18 protein-coding genes are annotated in these 19,021 nt (G+C 32.0%); 12 read left to right on the top strand and 6 right to left on the bottom strand.

Annotated elements, in window-relative coordinates:
* Positions 1–226: 226 nt before the first annotated feature.
* From fdhF to HMPREF2715_RS04050, 5 genes are all read left to right on the top strand, one after another.
* Positions 227–3,181 carry a formate dehydrogenase subunit alpha gene (gene fdhF, locus HMPREF2715_RS04070; protein WP_070678560.1) on the top strand — a complete coding sequence of 985 codons (2,955 nt, stop codon included), beginning with the start codon at positions 227–229 and terminating at the stop codon, positions 3,179–3,181.
* Positions 3,181–3,654, top strand: coding sequence for a helical membrane plugin domain-containing protein (locus HMPREF2715_RS04065; RefSeq protein WP_037535920.1), 474 nt, complete (start codon positions 3,181–3,183; stop codon positions 3,652–3,654). The genes fdhF and HMPREF2715_RS04065 overlap by 1 nt, the downstream gene beginning before the upstream one ends.
* Positions 3,655–3,934: 280 nt before the next feature.
* On the top strand, positions 3,935–4,153 hold the full coding sequence (locus tag HMPREF2715_RS04060) for a hypothetical protein (protein WP_037549895.1): 219 nt from the start codon (positions 3,935–3,937) through the stop codon (positions 4,151–4,153).
* Between the two features lie 25 nt (positions 4,154–4,178).
* Complete coding sequence (locus HMPREF2715_RS04055) at positions 4,179–4,958, top strand: N-acetylglucosaminidase (protein WP_070582015.1); 780 nt, start codon at positions 4,179–4,181, stop codon at positions 4,956–4,958.
* A gap of 96 nt (positions 4,959–5,054) precedes the next feature.
* Entirely contained in the window at positions 5,055–6,179 is a 1,125-nt protein-coding gene (locus HMPREF2715_RS04050; RefSeq protein WP_070839471.1) for an FAD-dependent monooxygenase, read from the top strand.
* A gap of 94 nt (positions 6,180–6,273) precedes the next feature.
* Here HMPREF2715_RS04050 and HMPREF2715_RS04045 read toward each other — a convergent pair whose 3' ends face one another.
* The 5 genes from HMPREF2715_RS04045 to HMPREF2715_RS04025 all read right to left on the bottom strand — a co-directional run bounded on the left by HMPREF2715_RS04045 (position 6,274) and on the right by HMPREF2715_RS04025 (position 9,800).
* Complete coding sequence (locus tag HMPREF2715_RS04045) at positions 6,274–7,230, bottom strand: 2-hydroxyacid dehydrogenase family protein (protein WP_070582017.1); 957 nt, start codon at positions 7,228–7,230, stop codon at positions 6,274–6,276.
* A gap of 81 nt (positions 7,231–7,311) precedes the next feature.
* Entirely contained in the window at positions 7,312–7,623 is a 312-nt protein-coding gene (locus tag HMPREF2715_RS04040) for a DMT family transporter (protein ID WP_070582018.1), read from the bottom strand.
* A gap of 1 nt (position 7,624) precedes the next feature.
* Complete coding sequence (locus HMPREF2715_RS04035) at positions 7,625–7,954, bottom strand: DMT family transporter (RefSeq protein WP_037549865.1); 330 nt, start codon at positions 7,952–7,954, stop codon at positions 7,625–7,627.
* A 454-nt stretch (positions 7,955–8,408) separates the two neighbouring features.
* On the bottom strand, positions 8,409–9,053 hold the full coding sequence (locus HMPREF2715_RS04030) for a CHAP domain-containing protein (protein WP_070582019.1): 645 nt from the start codon (positions 9,051–9,053) through the stop codon (positions 8,409–8,411).
* A 318-nt stretch (positions 9,054–9,371) separates the two neighbouring features.
* Positions 9,372–9,800: a DUF4870 domain-containing protein gene (locus HMPREF2715_RS04025; RefSeq protein ID WP_070582020.1), complete on the bottom strand. Its 429-nt coding sequence runs from the start codon at positions 9,798–9,800 to the stop codon at positions 9,372–9,374.
* Between the two features lie 410 nt (positions 9,801–10,210).
* Between HMPREF2715_RS04025 and HMPREF2715_RS04020 the strand changes: the two genes are divergently transcribed.
* Together HMPREF2715_RS04020 and nhaC are read left to right on the top strand one after the other, a co-directional pair.
* Positions 10,211–11,281 carry an NAD/NADP-dependent octopine/nopaline dehydrogenase family protein gene (locus HMPREF2715_RS04020; RefSeq protein ID WP_053025490.1) on the top strand — a complete coding sequence of 357 codons (1,071 nt, stop codon included), beginning with the start codon at positions 10,211–10,213 and terminating at the stop codon, positions 11,279–11,281.
* A 112-nt stretch (positions 11,282–11,393) separates the two neighbouring features.
* The gene (gene nhaC / locus HMPREF2715_RS04015; RefSeq protein ID WP_070582021.1) at positions 11,394–12,800 is read left to right on the top strand and encodes a Na+/H+ antiporter NhaC; all 1,407 of its coding nucleotides are present in this window, start codon (positions 11,394–11,396) and stop codon (positions 12,798–12,800) included.
* Between the two features lie 368 nt (positions 12,801–13,168).
* Here nhaC and HMPREF2715_RS04010 read toward each other — a convergent pair whose 3' ends face one another.
* A complete protein-coding gene (locus HMPREF2715_RS04010) occupies positions 13,169–13,918 on the bottom strand; it encodes a CHAP domain-containing protein (RefSeq protein ID WP_070839470.1) in 750 nt (249 codons plus the stop codon).
* A gap of 804 nt (positions 13,919–14,722) precedes the next feature.
* Here HMPREF2715_RS04010 and HMPREF2715_RS04005 point away from each other — a divergent pair.
* The 5 genes from HMPREF2715_RS04005 (at position 14,723) to HMPREF2715_RS03985 (ending at position 18,961) form a co-directional block, all read left to right on the top strand.
* Complete coding sequence (locus HMPREF2715_RS04005) at positions 14,723–15,454, top strand: helix-turn-helix transcriptional regulator (RefSeq protein ID WP_240565864.1); 732 nt, start codon at positions 14,723–14,725, stop codon at positions 15,452–15,454.
* A 258-nt stretch (positions 15,455–15,712) separates the two neighbouring features.
* Entirely contained in the window at positions 15,713–16,459 is a 747-nt protein-coding gene (locus HMPREF2715_RS04000) for a transcriptional regulator, SarA/Rot family (RefSeq protein WP_256327013.1), read from the top strand.
* A 20-nt stretch (positions 16,460–16,479) separates the two neighbouring features.
* Positions 16,480–16,803 (top strand): PH domain-containing protein, encoded by a 324-nt coding sequence (locus HMPREF2715_RS03995; RefSeq protein ID WP_037549846.1) that lies wholly within the window; start codon positions 16,480–16,482, stop codon positions 16,801–16,803.
* 486 nt (positions 16,804–17,289) lie between these two features.
* The gene (locus tag HMPREF2715_RS03990) at positions 17,290–17,634 is read left to right on the top strand and encodes a transcriptional regulator, SarA/Rot family (protein ID WP_037549844.1); all 345 of its coding nucleotides are present in this window, start codon (positions 17,290–17,292) and stop codon (positions 17,632–17,634) included.
* Between the two features lie 160 nt (positions 17,635–17,794).
* Positions 17,795–18,961 (top strand): acyl-CoA dehydrogenase family protein, encoded by a 1,167-nt coding sequence (locus HMPREF2715_RS03985; RefSeq protein WP_176746965.1) that lies wholly within the window; start codon positions 17,795–17,797, stop codon positions 18,959–18,961.
* Positions 18,962–19,021 lie beyond the last annotated feature (60 nt).

The following is a 19,021-nucleotide window of genomic DNA, read 5'->3' as shown; positions in this document are numbered from 1 at the left end:
TTGGACTCATCAGTCCGATTTGACGTAGAGCCGTTTTTTTACATTTGAAAAACAATGTATATTTAATTCTTTTAAAATTGCAAAAATTCATGAAACGCTTAACATTTAATGAAATAAGTAATACAATTAATGTAATTCTATGTTCAATATATGTGGGGTATTGAAATGGAATAGTTAAGTAGCCAAAGTCATTTTACGGAAAATTTATATAGATGGGGTGGAAAGTATGCAAGAACATTTAATCGTCACGCTTGATGGCACTGATTATCTTGTAGAACCTGGAACAAGTTTACTCGAGTTTATAAAATCTCGTGATACTTTCGTACCTTCAATTTGTTATAACGAATCAATGGGACCAATTCAAACATGTGATACATGTATGGTTGAAATTGATGGCAAAATTGAACGTGCGTGTAGTACTGTTGTAGATCGACCCATGACAGTTAATACTCAGAATAATGATGTTAAAGCTAGCCAAAAGGAAGCTTTAGATCGCATTTTAGAAAAACATATGCTGTATTGTACAGTATGTGATTACAATAACGGTGATTGTGAAATACATAACGCTATGGACGCATGGGGATTAGAAGAACAATCATACGAATACAAAACGAAACCATATGAAAAAGACTATGGTCCATTCTATCGATATGACCCAGACCAATGTATTCTTTGTGGTCGTTGTGTAGAAGCGTGTCAGGATATCGAAGTAAATGAAACAATTTCAATTGATTGGAATCGTGAGCATCCTAGAGTTATCTGGGATAATGATGTTCCTATTAATGAATCATCATGTGTATCGTGTGGACAATGTGCAACTGTATGTCCTTGTAATGCCATGATGGAAGTGAATATGGAAGGTAATGCTGGTTACATGACAGATACTGAACCAGGTTCACTTGCTGCAATGATTGATTTAACTAAAAAGGCTGAACCAGGTGATGGATTACTATTTGCAGTTTCTGATTCAGAAGCGGAAATGCGTAAAGAACGCATTAAGAAAACGAAAACAGTTTGTACATATTGTGGTGTAGGTTGTTCATTTGATGTATGGACTAAAGACAGAGAAGTGCTAAAAGTTCAACCATCACATGATTCTCCAGCAAACAAAATTGCTACATGTGTTAAAGGTAAATTCTCTTGGGGTCACATTAACTCAGACCAACGTTTAAAAAAACCTCTAGTTAGAAAAGATGGAGAATTCCATGAAGTTGAATGGGATGAAGCTTTAGATGTTATTGAAACTAACTTTAAGCGAATCAAAAATGAATATGGTGGCGATCATTTAGCATTTATCGCATCTTCTAAAGGTACTAATGAAGAATCATATTTAATGCAAAAACTTTCACGACAAGTCTTTGGATCTAACAACGTTGATAACTGTTCAAGATATTGCCAAGCACCAGCAACGAAAGGTCTATTTAGAACTGTTGGTCACGGTGGTGACTCTGGTTCAATTGAAGACCTTGAGAGAGCTGCTATGACTGTTCTAATCGGTACAAATACAGCTGAAGCGCATCCAGTTATTGCATCTAGAATGAAACGTGCACAAAAGTTATTCGGACAAAAGATGCATGTATTCGATATTAGAAAACATGAAATGGCTGAGCGTGCAGATGCATTCTATCAACCTAAGCCAGGAACTGATTTAGTTTGGTTAGGTGCAGCTACTAAATATATCATTGACAACGATTTACACGATAAAGCTTTCTTGAATGATTGGGTTGATAATTATGAAGATTACTATAAATCATTAGAATTGTTCACTATGGATTTTGCAGAAGAAACAACAGGTATTCCTAAAGAACAAATCATTAGCTTTGCAGAAGAAGCTGCAAAAGCTGAATCAATGTCAATTTGTTGGGCAATGGGTGTTACACAACAAGACATCGGTAGTGATACAAGTACAGCTATCTCAAACTTATTGCTCGTGACAGGTAACTATAGAAAACCAGGTTCAGGTGCTTATCCATTACGTGGTCACAATAATGTACAAGGCGCAAGTGATATGGGAAGTATGCCAGATCAATTCCCAGGTTATCAAAAAGTAGCTGATGATGAAGTGAGAGCAAAATTTGAAAAAGAATATGGTGTAGAATTAAATCCAACACCTGGACGCGATAATCACCAAATGATGGAAGGTATCCATAATGGAGATATTCAGTCATTATACTTATACGGTGAAGATACAGGTATTGTTGATTCTAATATTAATTTTGTTCAATCTGCATTAGAAAAAGTAGACTTCTTAGTTGTTCAAGATGAGTTCCTAACTTTCACAGCAACATATGCAGATGTCGTCTTACCAGCTAGTCCATCATTAGAAAAAGATGGTACATTCACGAATACAGAACGCCGAATTCAACGTATTAATAAAGCATTACAACCGCTAGGCGATTCTAAACCAGACTGGGAAATCTTCCAATTAATCGCACAACGCATGGGCGCAGATTGGAATTACAAACATCCAAGTGAAATCATGGATGAAATTGCACGATTAACACCATCATATTCAGGTGTAAATTATGAACGATTACAAGGTTTCAATAGTCTTCAATGGCCTGTAGCACCAGATGGTACAGACCAGCCAACATTATATATGGATGGCTTTAACTTTGAAAATGGTCGTGCTAAGTTATTCCCATTAACATTTGACAATTTCTTTAAAGAAGATGAAGTTTATGACCTGCATGTAAATAATGGTCGTTTACTAGAGCATTTCCATGAAGGTAATATGACTTATCAAACTGAAATGATTAAGTATAAAGTGCCAAATGCATTTGTAGAAATTTCTCCAGAGCTAGCTAAAGATCGTGATATTCATGAAGGCGCAGAATTACGATTGATTTCAGAAACGGGTGAAGCAACATTAATTGCAACTGTAACTGATCGAGTTAAAGGCAGAGAAATTTATATTCCTTTAAATAATGATGCTATGTCAAATGGTGATTTAGGTGCTATCAATAAATTAACTAATAGTGATGTAGATAAATATACAGATACACCATCTTATAAACGAACTAGTTGTCGCATGGAAGTATTGACTCGTAAAGGTAAATCACCATTAAATCCAACAAACTTCCGTGTCGATAAAAAACGTAACCCGCAATATAGTGTCCAAGTACAGAAAAAATGGGAACGTCCCGACTATGTTTTCCCAGGAAATGTGGTGGATAAATAATGGCTGAAAGAATAACTAAAATTAAACGTTTAGAGAAATCAGAAGAACAAATTAAAATCGAGAGTATCAATGAAGTAACAGATGCTATTGCAGAAAATAAAGATAGTATTTTAAAAGCAATACGTTTAGTAAAAGCATTAGATGAAGCTAAAATTCTTGATTTAATGAACGGTGGCATTAGAGGACGTCAAGTCATAATCAATAAATTTATGACAGAACTTAACAAAGATTTATATGCGGGTCTAATTACAAATTTAGCACCAATGGTCTTTATGTTAGGTGAGCTTAATGTTCAAGAGTTAAGCCAATTCTTAAATAAATTAAATAAAGGATTGCACGTTGCAAATCAAGCAAATCCTAATGCTAAAACAAGTATTCGTAGTCTAATGGGCGTACTCAAAGACGATGATATGAATCGTAGCTTAACTTATATGCTCAATTTACTTAAAGGGATGTCTAGAGAAGATAAATAATACATTAATGTATAAAAAGATTGGTACAAATTAAATAATCAAAGGCTACAAAGTAAATATGCAGTAGATGACTGAATTGAGAAGGCACTTATACTAAACTTACTTAGTTCAAGTCATCCTTAGGGGTGGGATAATGAATTCAAATCGAATTCTGTCTCGCTCCTTTCTTTCATTATTTAATAAGATTTATAAGTACTTTCTACATAAATTATGGTAAGGTGTAGTATATATTATTACTAAAGAAGGGGTGAGAACAATTCATCCAAACGCGATTAAAATTATGACAGTTATTTCTAATGTCTTTATTGTTTTAGGAATTATTTTTTTAATTATGATGCAAATGGTGTTAGCGATTTCAATGTTCGCTGTGTCATTAGCAATTAGTTTAGTTATATTTAACGTGCTTTTTCGAGATCGAACTGGCATGAAGATAGTCATCAACATATCATTTGCTATAGTCTTAATTGTTATTATAAGTACTTATTTTTATTTATCTTAAATAGCTATAAAGGATTGTCATCTACATGAAGCAATTAAACCATTTGCGTTTACCATTCATACTGTTGCTTATTATTATCATTGTCTTCATAGTATTATTAATAATTAAGCACTCAGAACTGTTGGACAATGATCGCAACTATAGCTTTCAAGAAGCAATTCAGAAGCAAACAGATTCGAGTGTATTGAATACAGTAGACAGTGATGGTGAGTTTGTAAATGCAAATAGCCGAGAAATAGAGAGGGCAATGCGCATTACTCGAGACGATAATAAGTTAAAATACATGGATATTTCACAACAAGTTCCTATGTCAAAACAAGAAGTCAAAAAGATGTTAAAAGGAAATGGTATTCTTGAAAATCAAGCTGATGCTTTTATAGAGGCTCAAGACAAATATCAAGTCAATATTATTTATTTAATAAGCCATGCACGTGTGGAGACTGCTAATGGTAACTCTAAACTTGCCAGTGGTATTAAAGAAGGTAACAATCGTTATTACAACTTTTTTGGAGTCGGTGCTTTCGATGAAAATGCTATTCATACAGGTAAGAGTTACGCTAAGGAAGCATCATGGACTTCACCACGAAAAGCGATACTTGGTGGAGCTAAATTTATTAGAACGAATTATTTTGATAATGATCAAATTACGCTGTATCAAATGAGGTGGAATCCTAAAAGTCCAGGCCAACATCAGTATGCAAGCGATATTTTATGGGCAGATAAAATCGCAAAGTATATGCAAGCATATTATGACCAATTTGGTATAAAAAAAGATGATGTACGTAAGAACTTCTATGCCTTCTAAACTGATTGGATAATAGAGTGATATACAATATAAGTTGCAACTGCAACATACTGTTAAGATAAAATTTAGGTGAATTTAATATTGAGGTGTAAATAAATGAAAATTGCAATAATAGGTGCAGGTATAGGTGGTTTAACCGCTGGCGCACTTCTTTCAGAAAAAGGACATGACGTTTCTATATTTGAAAGACAATCAAATATAAGTGAAGTTGGTGCAGGTATAGGAATTGGTGATAATGTTATCAAGAAATTAGGTAAACATGACCTAGCTAAAGGAATTAAAAATGCTGGCCAGAACTTATCTGCAATGAATGTACTAGATGATAAAGGAAATATTTTGTCTGCAGTAAAATTAAAAGAGGCTACGTTGAATGTAACATTAGCGCGACAAACTTTGATTGAATTGATACAATCTTATGTTAATCCTCAATGCATTTATACAGACCATGATGTTATTAAGGTTGAAAACGTTGAACAACATACGATGGTTCACTTTTCAAATCATGCAAGTCAAAGTTTTGATTTATGTATAGGTGCGGACGGGCTTCATTCTGTTGTCAGACAAGCTATTCATCCGAATGCGAAGATACTTTATCAAGGGTATACGTGTTTTCGTGGCTTAGTGGATGATGCTGATCTACATAACATTGATATTGCTAGTGAATATTGGGGTAAACGAGGTCGAGTAGGGATAGTGCCACTTATTAACAACCAAGCTTATTGGTTTATCACAATTAATGCGTCTGAAAAAGATCCCAAATATCAATCGTTTGAAAAACCACATCTACAAGCATATTTTAATAATTATCCTGAACCAGTACGACAAATTTTAGATAAGCAAAGTGAAACAGGTATTCTGAAGCATGATTTATATGATATGAAACCACTCAAATCATTTGTAAATCGACGTATTCTATTGTTAGGGGATGCAGCGCATGCAACGACGCCTAATATGGGTCAAGGTGCTGGACAAGCTATGGAAGATGCGATTGTACTAGTTAATTGTTTAGAAGAATATGATTTAGAAAAAGCATTAAAACGTTATGATAAATTAAGAGTTAAACATACTACAAAAGTTATCAAACGCTCAAGAAAAAGTGGTAAAATAGCGCAAAAAGATAAAACATTTGCTATTTCATTACGTAATAGTGTTATGAAACGAACACCTAAACGTTTGTTAAGTGGACAAACTAAATTCCTGTATAAAGCGAAGCATAAATAAAATAAGACGGATACTGAAGACTAATTAAGCATATAAGTTAATGATTAATATGCTTCGTAGTCTCTTTCAGTTTCCGTCTTATTTACATTATAAATTATTTATTAACTATAAACTGTGGATTTTCACCATTTAACTTTTTAATCGTATCATTTGCGACGATTTTAGACATCATATCTCTTGCTTCATAAGTTGCGTTACCAATATGAGGTGTGATAACTACATTATCTAGTGATTTCAAACCTTCTGTAATTTCAGGTTCAAATTCATATACATCTAATGCGGCACCTTCAATTTCTTTGTCTTCTAAAGCTTTTACTAAAGCTTCTTCATTAACTATTGGACCGCGACCTGCATTAATTAAATAGGCTGTAGATTTCATCAGTTTAAATTGTTCGGTATCAATCATGTGATGTAAATCAGGATTATAAGCAGCATTGATTGTGATGAAGTCAGCATTTTCAAGTAAGGTATTTAGATCTACATATTTTGCACCAATTTCACGTTCTTTTTCTTTCTTTTGGTGAGGACCAGTATATAAGATATCCATATCAAAACCTTTAGCACGCTTAGCTACTGCACTACCAATTTCACCTAAACCGATTATGCCAATCGTTTTGCCAGACACTTCACGACCTCTAAAGAATAAAGGTGCCCATCCATCAAAACCTTGTGTTCGAGATAATTTATCTCCTTCAACTATGCGACGCGCAACTGCTAAAACGAGTCCGAAAGTTAATTCAGCAGTTGAGGCTGTTGATGCTTTAGGTGTATTTGTTACATCAATATCTTTTTCACGTGCATATTTAACATCCACATTATTAAAGCCAGCACCATAGTTTGCAATGATTTTAAGGTTACTTGCACTATCAATCACTTCCTGATCAACATTCGTAGATAGAATGCTTATAAGCGCAGAAGCATCTTTGACACCTTCCATTAGTGTTTCTTTATCAATAATGCCTTCACCTTCATACATTTCTACTTCAAAGTGTTCTTTAAGTAAATTTAATCCTACTTCTGGAATTGCACCTGCTATATAAACTTTTACCATTAAGCTCACTCCTTATCAATAATCTCTCTTTAAGTATAATAAAAGGAGAAAACGTATACAAATGTAATTCATACAATTTTATTAAATCATTTTAAGGCCGATTACAGAGAAGAGTATCAAGAAAATAAAAATGATACGGCTAAAATGTGTTGATTCTTTGTAAAATAACATTCCTACAATAGCTCCTCCAGCTGTGCCAATACCAGTCCATATAGCATATGCTGTTCCCATTGGAATTGTTGTCATAGCTAATTTTAATACACTAAAACTAAAAATAAACGTAATTGCCATTAAAACAATATAAAATTTTTGTTTTGAGCGTGCATATTGGTTTAACCATATGACACCAAGTACCTCTAATAATCCTGCAATGAATAAATATAGCCATGACATATTACATTCCTCCCTTAGGTGAGTCATACGTTGACAGTTTAAGTCCAATAATGCCAACTAATAACAGAAGCAGTAATACAACTTTCATTTTTGTAAAGGGTTCTCCAAAGAAAAGCATATCTGCAATAACTGTACCAGCAGCTCCTATTCCCACAAATACTGCATAAACTGTACCGACTGGAAGTTGTTTAGAGGCGGAAATCATCAAGTAGAAGCTTAGTGCAATAAAAACTAATGTAAATAACCAAGTTGCAAAATTATGGGCATTATTTAATCCAATTACCCAAATAACTTCAATAATGCCAGCTAAGATGACTTTAAGCCATTGCATACCTTCACACTCCTTATAAAATAAAGACTAATATGCTTATTCTCTCAAAGCGTTACCTTTAATTCAATTTGTAAAACTTAAAAAGGACTTGGGAGTGGACAGAAATAATATTTTCTCAAAATTTATTTCGTTGTATCCCCAACTTGTTTAGCTTGTAGAATTTCTTTAGGAAATTCTCTTTGCTGGGGCCCCGCCTACCAGGCAAGGATGACTAGGTTTGAAAAAAGCTTGATTCAAGCGCATTTTCAAATCAGTCAGCTACTGACAAAATGATAAAGTAGGCTGAGACATTTTATATTGTCCCAGCCTCTAGTCCTACATGAATGATTAGAATTGAGAAAGCTTGATTTAAAGCGACTTCTCAATCATTTAGATACTGTGAATTTACAATGCAGCTCTATAGTATAATGTTATCCTATATTTATGATTAGCATCATTTAAGCTTTATTTAAAATTATGATAAATGGATGTAGTTATAAGAACTAGCTTGGCTAGCTGAAATTGTACGTGTATCTTTCACATATGGTCCACCAGAATAATTCATTTCAGAAACAGTTACTGAACCATCGCTACCAACACTTTCTACATACGCAACATGTCCATAAGAACCTTCAGATGTTTGAAGAATTGAACCTTTTTCTGGAGTATTATTTACAGTGTACCCAGCTGCTGATGCTGCACTCGCCCAGTTATTAGCATTTCCCCAAGTACTACCGATTTTACCACCAACTCTGTCATATACATACCAAGTACATTGGCCGGCTGTGTATAAATTACCTGATGTAGAAGATGTAGTTTGAGTTGAAGAAGTAGTTGTAGAAGAACTACTAGATGACGAACTTCCATCTGATGTTGTTGAAGTTGTAGTGCTTTGATTATAATTGAAAGATTGTTGTTTAAATTGAGGTTGTTGATAATCTTGTCCTTGTTGATGACTAAATTGCATATTTTGACCATGTGGACCTTGTTGTCCGAATTGATTATGTTGTGGTGCTGGATTGTGAATATATTCTGCAGCATCTGCATGGTTAGCATTTAATCCTAATGCTGATACACCAATGCCTGCTGTTAAAGTTGAAATTGTAATAATTTTTTTCATAGTAAAAAGTCCTCCCAAAATTTGTATTCAACAATAGGTTAAAAATAGCGATATGTTGAATAGACTTTGAATTTGTATTTTTTTGTCGCTCCCAACGACAAGTCATACTTTATCAGATTCTATTAGCACTGTGTGCAATGTTACGATTTCGTAAATGAAATACAAAAACCTTGAACAACTCCGTAATAAAGAGTAGTTCAAGGTTACGTACTGTAATATAGCTTGAATTATGCATGTATACTACATTAATCTTATATTTAGTTAGTGTTAACAAATGATTATTGTTACAACCTTTTGTAATATTAGATGCTGTACAACTTATTTGAAGAAACGAATTGATAAAGGCACTACATACTCTTTTCCACCAAAATATTTAACGCATGCAACGATATGAAAAACTACATATAGGATAGTAAGTATAATTAATAGTAATGAAAGAACAAATAATAATATTGTAGCGATAATGATCGCTGCTTCATTATTAACTATATATATGAAAAATACAGGTACCATACATATACCAACAACAAAGTTCCAAATTAAATAAGAAATAAGCATGTTGAAGTAATTCTTTCCAGCTTTATCAACTAATCGTGATTCATTACGCTTGATAGCCCAAATAATAATTGGACCTATTACAGAAGTGAAGAACCCCAATAGGAAAATTAACATAGACATTAATCGGGCATCATCTTCATTATCTCTCTTTACCGTAGAGTCTTGTGATTGATCATAATAATCCGACATAATAATACTCCTCTCAATTAAAAAGTTATGTTTCATAATTAATATAACAAAGTTACTTAAAAAAGATTAGTTAATTTTAAAATTAATATAAATAATTGAGTTGTGTTTAATTTTTGAAAAATAGGATATAGTTTAGCGTTGTATAAAAATGGATTACTAATGATATTAGTAAAACTCATTATTAGGATTTGGCATTAGCTGACTGAATAGAAATAATGTTGATTTAATATATATTTTTATTCTAGCCAACTTTGCCCGGGAGCGGGACTTAAATATGATCATTTTAATAAATGGTTGTATTTGAGGATATAAAGAAATCTATTTACATTTATTAGATTTCTAACCTGCTCCCTTTATTTTTTAAATGAAAAGCAGAGACGCTGATTTGATTAAGAAAGGAAGTTATAACTATGAAAATAGCGGTAGTAGGATCAGGTAACGGTGCAGTTACAGCAGCAGTAGATATGGTAAATCAAGGACATGATGTGAAATTATATTGTCGAAATTCATCCATTAAAAAATTTAATAACGCATTAGAAAAGGGTGGATTTGATTTTAATAATGAAGGTACAGAATCATTTGTACCATTTACAGACATAAGTGATGACATTGAATATGTATTGAAAGATGCTGAGATAATTCAAGTTATCATTCCATCATCATATATTGAATACTATGCGGAAATTATGGCTGAGCATGTAACAAGTGATCAACTTATTTTCTTCAATATTGCAGCTGCCATGGCGTCAATTCGATTTATTAACGTACTTGAAGATAAACATATTGAGGTAGAGCCGAAGTTTGCTGAAGCTAATACACTTACTTACGGTACGCGCGTTGACTTTGAAAATGCACGAGTAGACTTATCATTGAATGTACGTAAAGTATTCTTTTCTACATATAATAAGAAGGAACTTAGTGATAGCTTTGAAAAAGTAAGTCAAATATATCCATATCTTGTTAAAGAAGAAAATCTATGGAAGACAAATTTAGAAAACGGAAACCCAGAGGTTCATCCTGGTCCAACATTATTAAATGTAGGAAGAATTGATTATGCTGATTCATTTGCCCTCTATAAAGAAGGTATTACGAAGCACACAGTAAGATTATTACATGCAATTGAGTTGGAACGTTTAACACTAGGGCGTAAATTAGGATTTGAACTTTTAACAGCCAAAGAAGCACGTATTCAAAGAGGCTATTTAGAACGTAAAGACGAAGATGAACCATTAAATCGTTTGTTTAATACAAGTCCTGTGTTTTCTCAAATACCAGGGCCTAATTCAGTACAAAATCGTTATTTAACTGAAGATATTGCATATGGACTAGTACTATGGTCAAGTTTAGGGCGTGCAATTGATGTTGAAACGCCTAATATAGATGCTGTTATTATGATTGCATCAACAATTTTAGAACGTGACTTTTTCGATGAAGGTCTAAAAGTAGAAGAACTTGGTTTAGAAAAACTTGGTTTAGAATAATTGACAAATTTAGATTACTAAAAATGAATCTTTAATTAATATTCTATTTATGATTAAATGCACATCTAACTATGAAAAGAGGTAATTAACTAAAAAGAAAAGAGGAATGTGTATGAAAAGACAGCCATCATTTTTGGAAGCAATATCTACAATTATCGTTATGGTTATTGTCGTGACAATAGGCTTTATAAAATTTAATATTCCCATGCAGGTACTGTTACTCATATCATCTGCATATGCATCTTTGATAGCTTGGCGAGTAGGCTTAAAATGGAAAGATTTAGAAGAGGGAATTACACGAAGATTAACGACGGCTATGCCTGCAATATTAATTATACTAGCTGTAGGTATAATAGTTGGAAGTTGGATGTATTCTGGAACTGTTCCAGCTTTAATATACTACGGTCTAAAGTTTTTAAATCCACATTACTTTTTAGTTTCTGCCTTTTTAATATCGGCTATTTGTAGTTTAGCTACTGGGACAGCCTGGGGATCAGCTTCAACAGCTGGTATTGCGTTGATATCAATTGCGCATCAGTTGAATATCGATATGGGTATGGCAGCAGGTGCTATTATTGCAGGTGCGGTCTTTGGTGATAAAATGTCACCATTATCAGATACAACTAACTTAGCTGCTTTAGTAACTAAGGTAAATATCTTTTCTCATATCAGATCAATGATGTGGACAACGATACCTGCTTCAATTATTGGACTAATAGTTTGGTTCTTTGCAGGATTAACTTCAAAAGGGTCAGTGAATACGAAACAAATTAATAAGTTATTGAATGAACTTGATGGTATCTATAATATAAATATTTGGGTGTGGGTGCCGTTATTAGTCATAATCATATGTTTAGTTTGTAACGTATCTACTGTACCATCTATGTTAGCATCAAGTTTAAGTGCAGTTATTATTGGAACATTAAATAATCATTTTAATATAGTTGATGGTTTTAAAGCTATGTTTAATGGATTTACACCTGCGATGACTGGACATTCTAATCTTTCTACCAATGCAACATCGCTATTAGAACAAGGTGGAATGATGAGTATGACGGAGATACTAGTGACAATATTTTGTGGGTATGCATTTGCAGGTATTGTTGAAGTATCGGGATGTTTAGATGTCATGTTAAAAACGGTTTCTAAAGGTATACATTCAGTAGGAACGCTTATCTTAATAACAGTCATTTGCTGTTTAATGTTAGTATTTGCAGCTGGTGTAGCATCTATAGTAATTATTATGGTGGGTGTCTTAATGAAAGACATGTTTGTTAGTAGGAATTTAGATAAATCAAATTTATCAAGAACTTTAGAAGATTCAAGTACGATGGTGTTGCCGTTAATACCATGGGGAACTTCAGGCATATACTACACGCAACAACTTGGAGTATCAGTAGATCAATTCTTTATTTGGACAGTTCCATGTTACTTGTGTGCAGTATTAGCAATTATTTACGGCTTTACTGGAATTGGTATTCGAAAATTAGATAACAAAAGTTATGTAAAAAATTCGTAAAAATATGTTTAATCATTTGTGAAAAGGGTGTATTTAAGTATGTTAAAACGTTACATAGATATTTTTGTAGCGAGAATTGGATCCATGAACGATGGACAAACGAATTTATTATCAACAATTATGTAGTAATAGATATAACAAATCAAGAAAGAATGAATTTGTTCGAAATAGATTAAGATTGGAAAGTATTGATTATTACTTTCCAATCTTTTTTGTTTTTAATTATACGGCAGGATGCTATTTATATCTCATAATAAGATTTTTAAACTAGTGGAGATGCATGTTGTTTAATGTATATATCTTTGAGTCTGAAAGTAAGCGCAAAAAAGCGATCCAAAAATGGATCGCTTTTATACTTATTAATAAAATTAGTGAATGTAGTTATATGAAGCAGCTTGGCTAGCTGAAATAGTACGTGAAGTAACAACACCAGCACCGTGACCATAGTTCATTTCTGATACTGTAACTGAACCGTCACTACCAACACTTTCAACGTATGCTACGTGACCATATGCACCTTGTGAAGTTTGTAAAATAGCACCAGCTGATGGTGAATTGTTTACTGTGTAACCTGAAGCAGCTGCAGCGCTTGCCCAGTTATTAGCATTTCCCCAAGTTGAACCGATTTTACCGCCAACTCTATCAAATACATAATATGTACATTGACCAGCAGTATATAAGTTACTACCTGAACTTGAAGTTTTTGAAATTGAAACGCCAGTTGATTGTGATGATGGAGCAGTAGTTGTAGTTACTTTAATGTTACGATCTGAAGTTGAGTAACTAGCACCTAAACCACCAGTTTGTTGATTATTTGCACTATATGATTGAGTGTTATTACTGTAGTTGTTGTAGTTATCATAGTTATTGTAATTATATGAATAGTTGTTGTATGAATAATTAGATTGACTAGAGTGATTTACTTGATTTGGGCTCCAGTTACCTTTCCAAGTGTAATGATAGTTACCTTGTTGGTCGATAGTGTAAGAGTAGCTGTATGAAGTTGGATCATTTGGGTTATATCCTTGTTCTGCTGCATGTGCCTCATGACCATGTCCAGCGATAGCGATAGTTGCAACTCCTGCAGTAGCGATTGTAGCTGTAGCGATTTTTTTCATTGTAAAATTTCCTCCTGAGAATTAAATTAATATTTTATATTTAATAGTCATTTGATGACCCTTGAGTCCAGTTTGTAATAAGTTTCTTAACGACAAGACATACTTTATCAGAAAAAAATCATTTTGTGTGCGTTGTTATCATTTTGTAATTTTTTGCTAATAAATAGTGTTGAGTTAAATACAATAAGAAATTTTTTGTAATATTAAAAAACGTTGTCATAACAGTGTTTAAAAAAATATATGAAAAAGATACTCATTTTCTTGTAACATTTTTGTAAAGTAACAGCAAAAATTAATTTGATATAAAATTAATAGAATTCATTATTTTTGTATTGTTTTAAAATTATATATATACAAAAGATCTATTAATTAAATTGTATTATTACTCTGAAATGCTATAAAAGAAGCTCTTATTGAGGATTATTCATAAAAACATTATAAAAAAATATACAAAAACATTTATATAAGATAATAAAATGATATAATTGGTTAAAAGTTTGCTACTGCTAATATCGAAATAAAACATACAATTATATATGAAGATAGGCATTCAAAAAAAGCGTTTAATTAGAAAATCGTTATTAATGCAGCAATAGTTATTAGCGTTATGGGGGATAATTTATTATTTCTGTTTATGTCATATCTTTATATATTATAAAGTGAAAGGACGTTCGTATGATTGATAACTTTTCGGTAAAGCTTTTAAAAAATATAAAGATAAGTAGTCAAAAGGAATCAAATATTAAATTAATCTATTGGCTAAAGGGGTCAGGGAGAGTAATTTTAAATTTAAAGAATTTTCAAATGAAAGAGAGAGATTTATTATTTGTAATGTTAAATGATATTTACTCGATTGAGAATGAGGATGGAGCAATTATCGCTAGTATTGAAATAGCATTCAAAGATTATTTGAAATATGCTGATGATTATATTAAGTCTAATGGATATAAATTTCCTTCTATTGAAAGAAAACAATTAGAACCCTTTATTTTAAATTTACTTGATTTTGAAAGTAGTAAGTCAGATAAATTACAAATAAAAGATAAGTTGGTAAAACACTTATGTGTAGAATTAGGATACTTGCAGAGAAATCAACGCACTCATTACAAATTAGATAATGCCTTAGTTGACAAAGTACATGAGTATATTATTAAACATCACAGTAATAAGATAAGTCGCCAAGATATGGCTAATGCACTCAATATGTCAGCCAAGGAACTTAGTAAAGTCATCAAGTATCACACGCCTTATCATAATATTACACAATATATTAATGATGTTAGATTAAAATTATGTTTGATAGACATTTTAAAAAGTAATCATTTAATACAAGATATTGCATATAAGCATGGATTCAACCATTTTCCACATTTCATTGCTTTATTTAATAAAAAATACGGCACCACACCTGGTCAAATCAGAACTAAGAATCAATCGCATCAATATCAATCATTTAATCAATCAGAAATACCATTAGATGAAGAAACACAATTATTAATTGCTGAAGCAAAAGATAATTACAGTTCAACCGAATAATAATAGATATAAGTCAAACATGATGATTGAGTACAAGTAAACACGACCTTTCAATTGATAAATTATAAAGATAATGTTGTTTATTTAAGAAATCAAGTCAATGTCTATCTTTAATAGATTGGGTAAATATAGAGTTATATATTCAATAGTTTCAAATGCAGTTTTAAAATATGGGGCTATGTTTAGACAATTTGTTATCAAATTAGCATGGAAACTCTTAACCGTCCAATCCTGAAATAGTGTTATGAGGTGATAGCTATGATGAATAAAAATAAGCTAGAAACATTATTATTTTATCTTGTTTTTATGAAAGCGGTAGGTGAGGTGCTAAAGTATAGTTACCAATTAAAATTTGAGCAATTAAAAACATTGTATGAAATCATTAAATATTTTCATGTTCATCATCAAGGCGTTTATATAGATGAGTTAATCACTTATCAAACCATTTCAAAAAGACAATTACGACATCATTTAGAGCATTTATATCATTTAGGATGGATCACTAAATTGCGTGATGATAATGACCAAAGACGTATATTATTTCTCCCATCCAATAGCTGTCAAGATAAACTGAACATTATGTTTATGGAAGTTAGTGAAATGATAAAAGGGAAGAATTTTGACTATTTAATAGAAACAACAGCCCACTATAATCAATTAGGGCATGTTATAACCATTTTTGACGCACTTTACAAAGTTCGAAATATAGCAAAGGAGTCTAATTTGAGTTTGGATGAATTGTTTTTATTAGGTAAGTTACTATCTAGTCGACAAGTTATTTCATTAAAAGAAATTCAGTCAATGTCATATCGATATTTAATATGTATGAACGTGGTTATTAATGATCTTTATCAAAAAGGATATTTAGAAAAGTATCGTAATTCAATAGATGAACGTATTGTAAATGTAAAATTTATTGAATCACGAGCATATGAAACAAATAAATTATTTATTAGATGTTACAATAAGTTTCAAGAGGAAATGAAGTACAATAAAATATCATAATATGTAAGGAGAATGAATTCATGATTCTAGATAATGTGAATCCCAACGATTTGTTTCCAACAGAGTCAAAAGGCCCTTCAGTATTAGGTGTCATTGAGTATAATGTTCAAGGCCAAAGTGAATTTGAAGGAGCATTTATTGCCACTTCTGAAAGATTAATTATGAATGTAGATATGAATGGTCAATTCTATTATAGAAATATCCCATATAATGAAATAGAAGAAATACATTTTAATGGCACAGGTATTTTGTTTACTTTTAATATTGGAAAAGTACCAATGAAACAAATCAAAACTAAAGACGTTAAAGCATTCGTTGATTATGTGGAGTCTAAAATTAAATAATCAAAAAGTTGAATAAAACCTAAAATACGCTACTATGATTCTAAAGGAAACAACGCTTGTTATAGTTATATTATTATTACTATTAGATGAGGCTAAAAACATGTGAGTCTGTAACATAAATAATATAATGTTGCTATTTTGCAAATTCGCAGTAGTTGACTGAGATGAGAAGACGCTTAAATCATGCTTTCCTCAGTTCTGGTCATTCTTGTAGGGTTGGGACGACGAATTTTTATAAAGAATTCTGTCTCAGTCCTCTTTTTTATCTCCAAATGAATACCTATAGTGACTAATTGATTATATATAATTTAATTGATGTAACTTGTTATTGATAATTAATATCATTTGAATTTCATAAAAATATTGAAATATTATACATAAATGTTATAAAGTAATTTTTATAGCATAAGAAATGTTTGGTAAGTAATAAATAGTAGACATGAACCTTGTAGCAACAAGACGTACATCAGAGGAGTGGTTTAGAATATGGGACAAATTAAAGACATTAATGATTTAGTTAACGCAACATTTCAAGTTAAAAAGTTCTTCAAAGATACTAAAAAGAAATATAATTTAAATTATGAAGAGGTTTATATTTTAAATTATATTGCGAGAAGTAAAACGAATGAAATAACTTCAAAGGAAATTGCAACGTATTCAGAGTTTAAACCTTATTACTTAACTAAAGCATTACAGAAGTTAAAAGATTTACAGTTACTTTCAAAAAAACGTAGCATACAAGATGAAAGAATAGTTATTGTTTATGTAACAGATGAACAACGAGACAAAATTAATAAACTGATTGCTGAATTAGAGAAGTACATTAAGTAATCAACGTTTATTCATAAAAGACTTAAGTTTTGAGAGATTTAATCTCATTGACTTAAGTCTTTTTGTGTTTATAATCCCTTAAGTGGTTAACTTTCAATTTGTAATGTCGAGTGATAAACTAGGTTTAAATAATAATGACAATGAACAGGTGATATAATTGATCGATTCAGTTCTGATTAATACAGATATTCAAAAGAAATGGATAAAAAAATTTCAATCAATAGAAGAGACGTTTAAAGCAAGAGCAACAGAGAATGATAAACAGTCTAGGTTCCCTTATGAGAATATTGAATGGCTAGTTAAAGAAGGTTATAGCTTACTAACGCTACCTGTAGAATATGGTGGAGAAGGTGCCACTATTGAAGATATGGTTGTTTTGCAAACATATTTAGGTGCTATTGACGGTGCAACAGCATTATCTATTGGTTGGCATTTAAGTGTTATAGGTCAAATATATGAACAAACGATGTGGAAGCAGGACATGCTTAATCGCTTTGCAAAAGATATCGAAAATGGAGCTCTTGTTAATCGAGCGGTAAGTGAAGCGGATACAGGGAGCCCAACTCGTGGAGGCAGACCTGCGACACATGCAGTAAAACAAGATGACGGTTACTTATTAAATGGTGTTAAAACGTTTACATCAATGAGTAAAGCATTGACCCATTATATTGTAGCTGCATATGTAGATGATTTACAGGAAGTAGGTTTCTTCTTAGTACCAAGAGAATTTGATGGTGTAGAAATTGCAGATAATTGGAATATGGTAGGTATGAGAGCTACAGAAAGTCACGATTTAGTATTGAATGATGTATGGATACCTAAAGACTTTTTCGTAGAGTCAAAAAGAAAGCCACAACCGAATGGCTGGATATTACATATTCCAAGTACATATTTAGGAATTGCACAGGCGGCAAGAAATTATGCCATAGACTTTGCGACGAGTTATGGTCCAAATAGTATAGAAGGAACTATTAGTCATTTACCAACTGTACAACAAAACATTGGGAAAATGGAGTCTTTACTATTATCAGCACGTCACTTTTTATGGAGTACCGCAAAAGGATATAATTATTCAGAAAATCAACCACACTTATGGAATGAAACATCTGCTAGTAAAGTGCTAGTGATGAACCAAGGGTTAAAAGTTGTTGATTTAGCGATGAGAATTGTTGGTGCAAAAAGTCTGGAAATGGATCGTCCGTTACAACGCTATTATCGAGATATGAGGGCTGGATTACACAATCCACCAATGGAAGATGCAGCATACACTAATATAGCGAAATCTTTATGTAATTTATTTTATGAGTCTAATAACTATAGATTTTAGGAAGTGGGACAGAAATAATATTTTCTCAAAATTTATTTCGTTGTATCCCCAGCTTGCTTA

The organism is Staphylococcus sp. HMSC062A01, from assembly GCF_001836805.1.
GTDB classification, from domain to species: Bacteria; Bacillota; Bacilli; order Staphylococcales; family Staphylococcaceae; genus Staphylococcus; species Staphylococcus haemolyticus.
This window is presented reverse-complemented; position numbering and strand designations above follow the sequence as displayed.

Bases quoted from the DNA above. Each gene is read 5' to 3' on its own strand.
- HMPREF2715_RS03995 (WP_037549846.1), top strand. From the start codon at position 16,480: ATGATTCTAGATAATGTGAATCCCAACGATTTGTTTCCAACAGAGTCA.
- HMPREF2715_RS04005 (WP_240565864.1), top strand. From the start codon at position 14,723: ATGAAAGAGAGAGATTTATTATTTGTAATGTTAAATGATATTTACTCG.
- HMPREF2715_RS04055 (WP_070582015.1), top strand. From the start codon at position 4,179: ATGAAGCAATTAAACCATTTGCGTTTACCATTCATACTGTTGCTTATT.
- HMPREF2715_RS04025 (WP_070582020.1), bottom strand. From the start codon at position 9,800: ATGTCGGATTATTATGATCAATCACAAGACTCTACGGTAAAGAGAGAT.
- HMPREF2715_RS04065 (WP_037535920.1), top strand. From the start codon at position 3,181: ATGGCTGAAAGAATAACTAAAATTAAACGTTTAGAGAAATCAGAAGAA.
- nhaC (WP_070582021.1), top strand. From the start codon at position 11,394: ATGAAAAGACAGCCATCATTTTTGGAAGCAATATCTACAATTATCGTT.
- HMPREF2715_RS04035 (WP_037549865.1), bottom strand. From the start codon at position 7,954: ATGCAATGGCTTAAAGTCATCTTAGCTGGCATTATTGAAGTTATTTGG.
- HMPREF2715_RS04045 (WP_070582017.1), bottom strand. From the start codon at position 7,230: ATGGTAAAAGTTTATATAGCAGGTGCAATTCCAGAAGTAGGATTAAAT.
- HMPREF2715_RS04050 (WP_070839471.1), top strand. From the start codon at position 5,055: ATGAAAATTGCAATAATAGGTGCAGGTATAGGTGGTTTAACCGCTGGC.
- fdhF (WP_070678560.1), top strand. From the start codon at position 227: ATGCAAGAACATTTAATCGTCACGCTTGATGGCACTGATTATCTTGTA.
- HMPREF2715_RS04000 (WP_256327013.1), top strand. From the start codon at position 15,713: ATGATGAATAAAAATAAGCTAGAAACATTATTATTTTATCTTGTTTTT.
- HMPREF2715_RS04030 (WP_070582019.1), bottom strand. From the start codon at position 9,053: ATGAAAAAAATTATTACAATTTCAACTTTAACAGCAGGCATTGGTGTA.
- HMPREF2715_RS04040 (WP_070582018.1), bottom strand. From the start codon at position 7,623: ATGTCATGGCTATATTTATTCATTGCAGGATTATTAGAGGTACTTGGT.
- HMPREF2715_RS04020 (WP_053025490.1), top strand. From the start codon at position 10,211: ATGAAAATAGCGGTAGTAGGATCAGGTAACGGTGCAGTTACAGCAGCA.
- HMPREF2715_RS04010 (WP_070839470.1), bottom strand. From the start codon at position 13,918: ATGAAAAAAATCGCTACAGCTACAATCGCTACTGCAGGAGTTGCAACT.
- HMPREF2715_RS03990 (WP_037549844.1), top strand. From the start codon at position 17,290: ATGGGACAAATTAAAGACATTAATGATTTAGTTAACGCAACATTTCAA.
- HMPREF2715_RS04060 (WP_037549895.1), top strand. From the start codon at position 3,935: ATGACAGTTATTTCTAATGTCTTTATTGTTTTAGGAATTATTTTTTTA.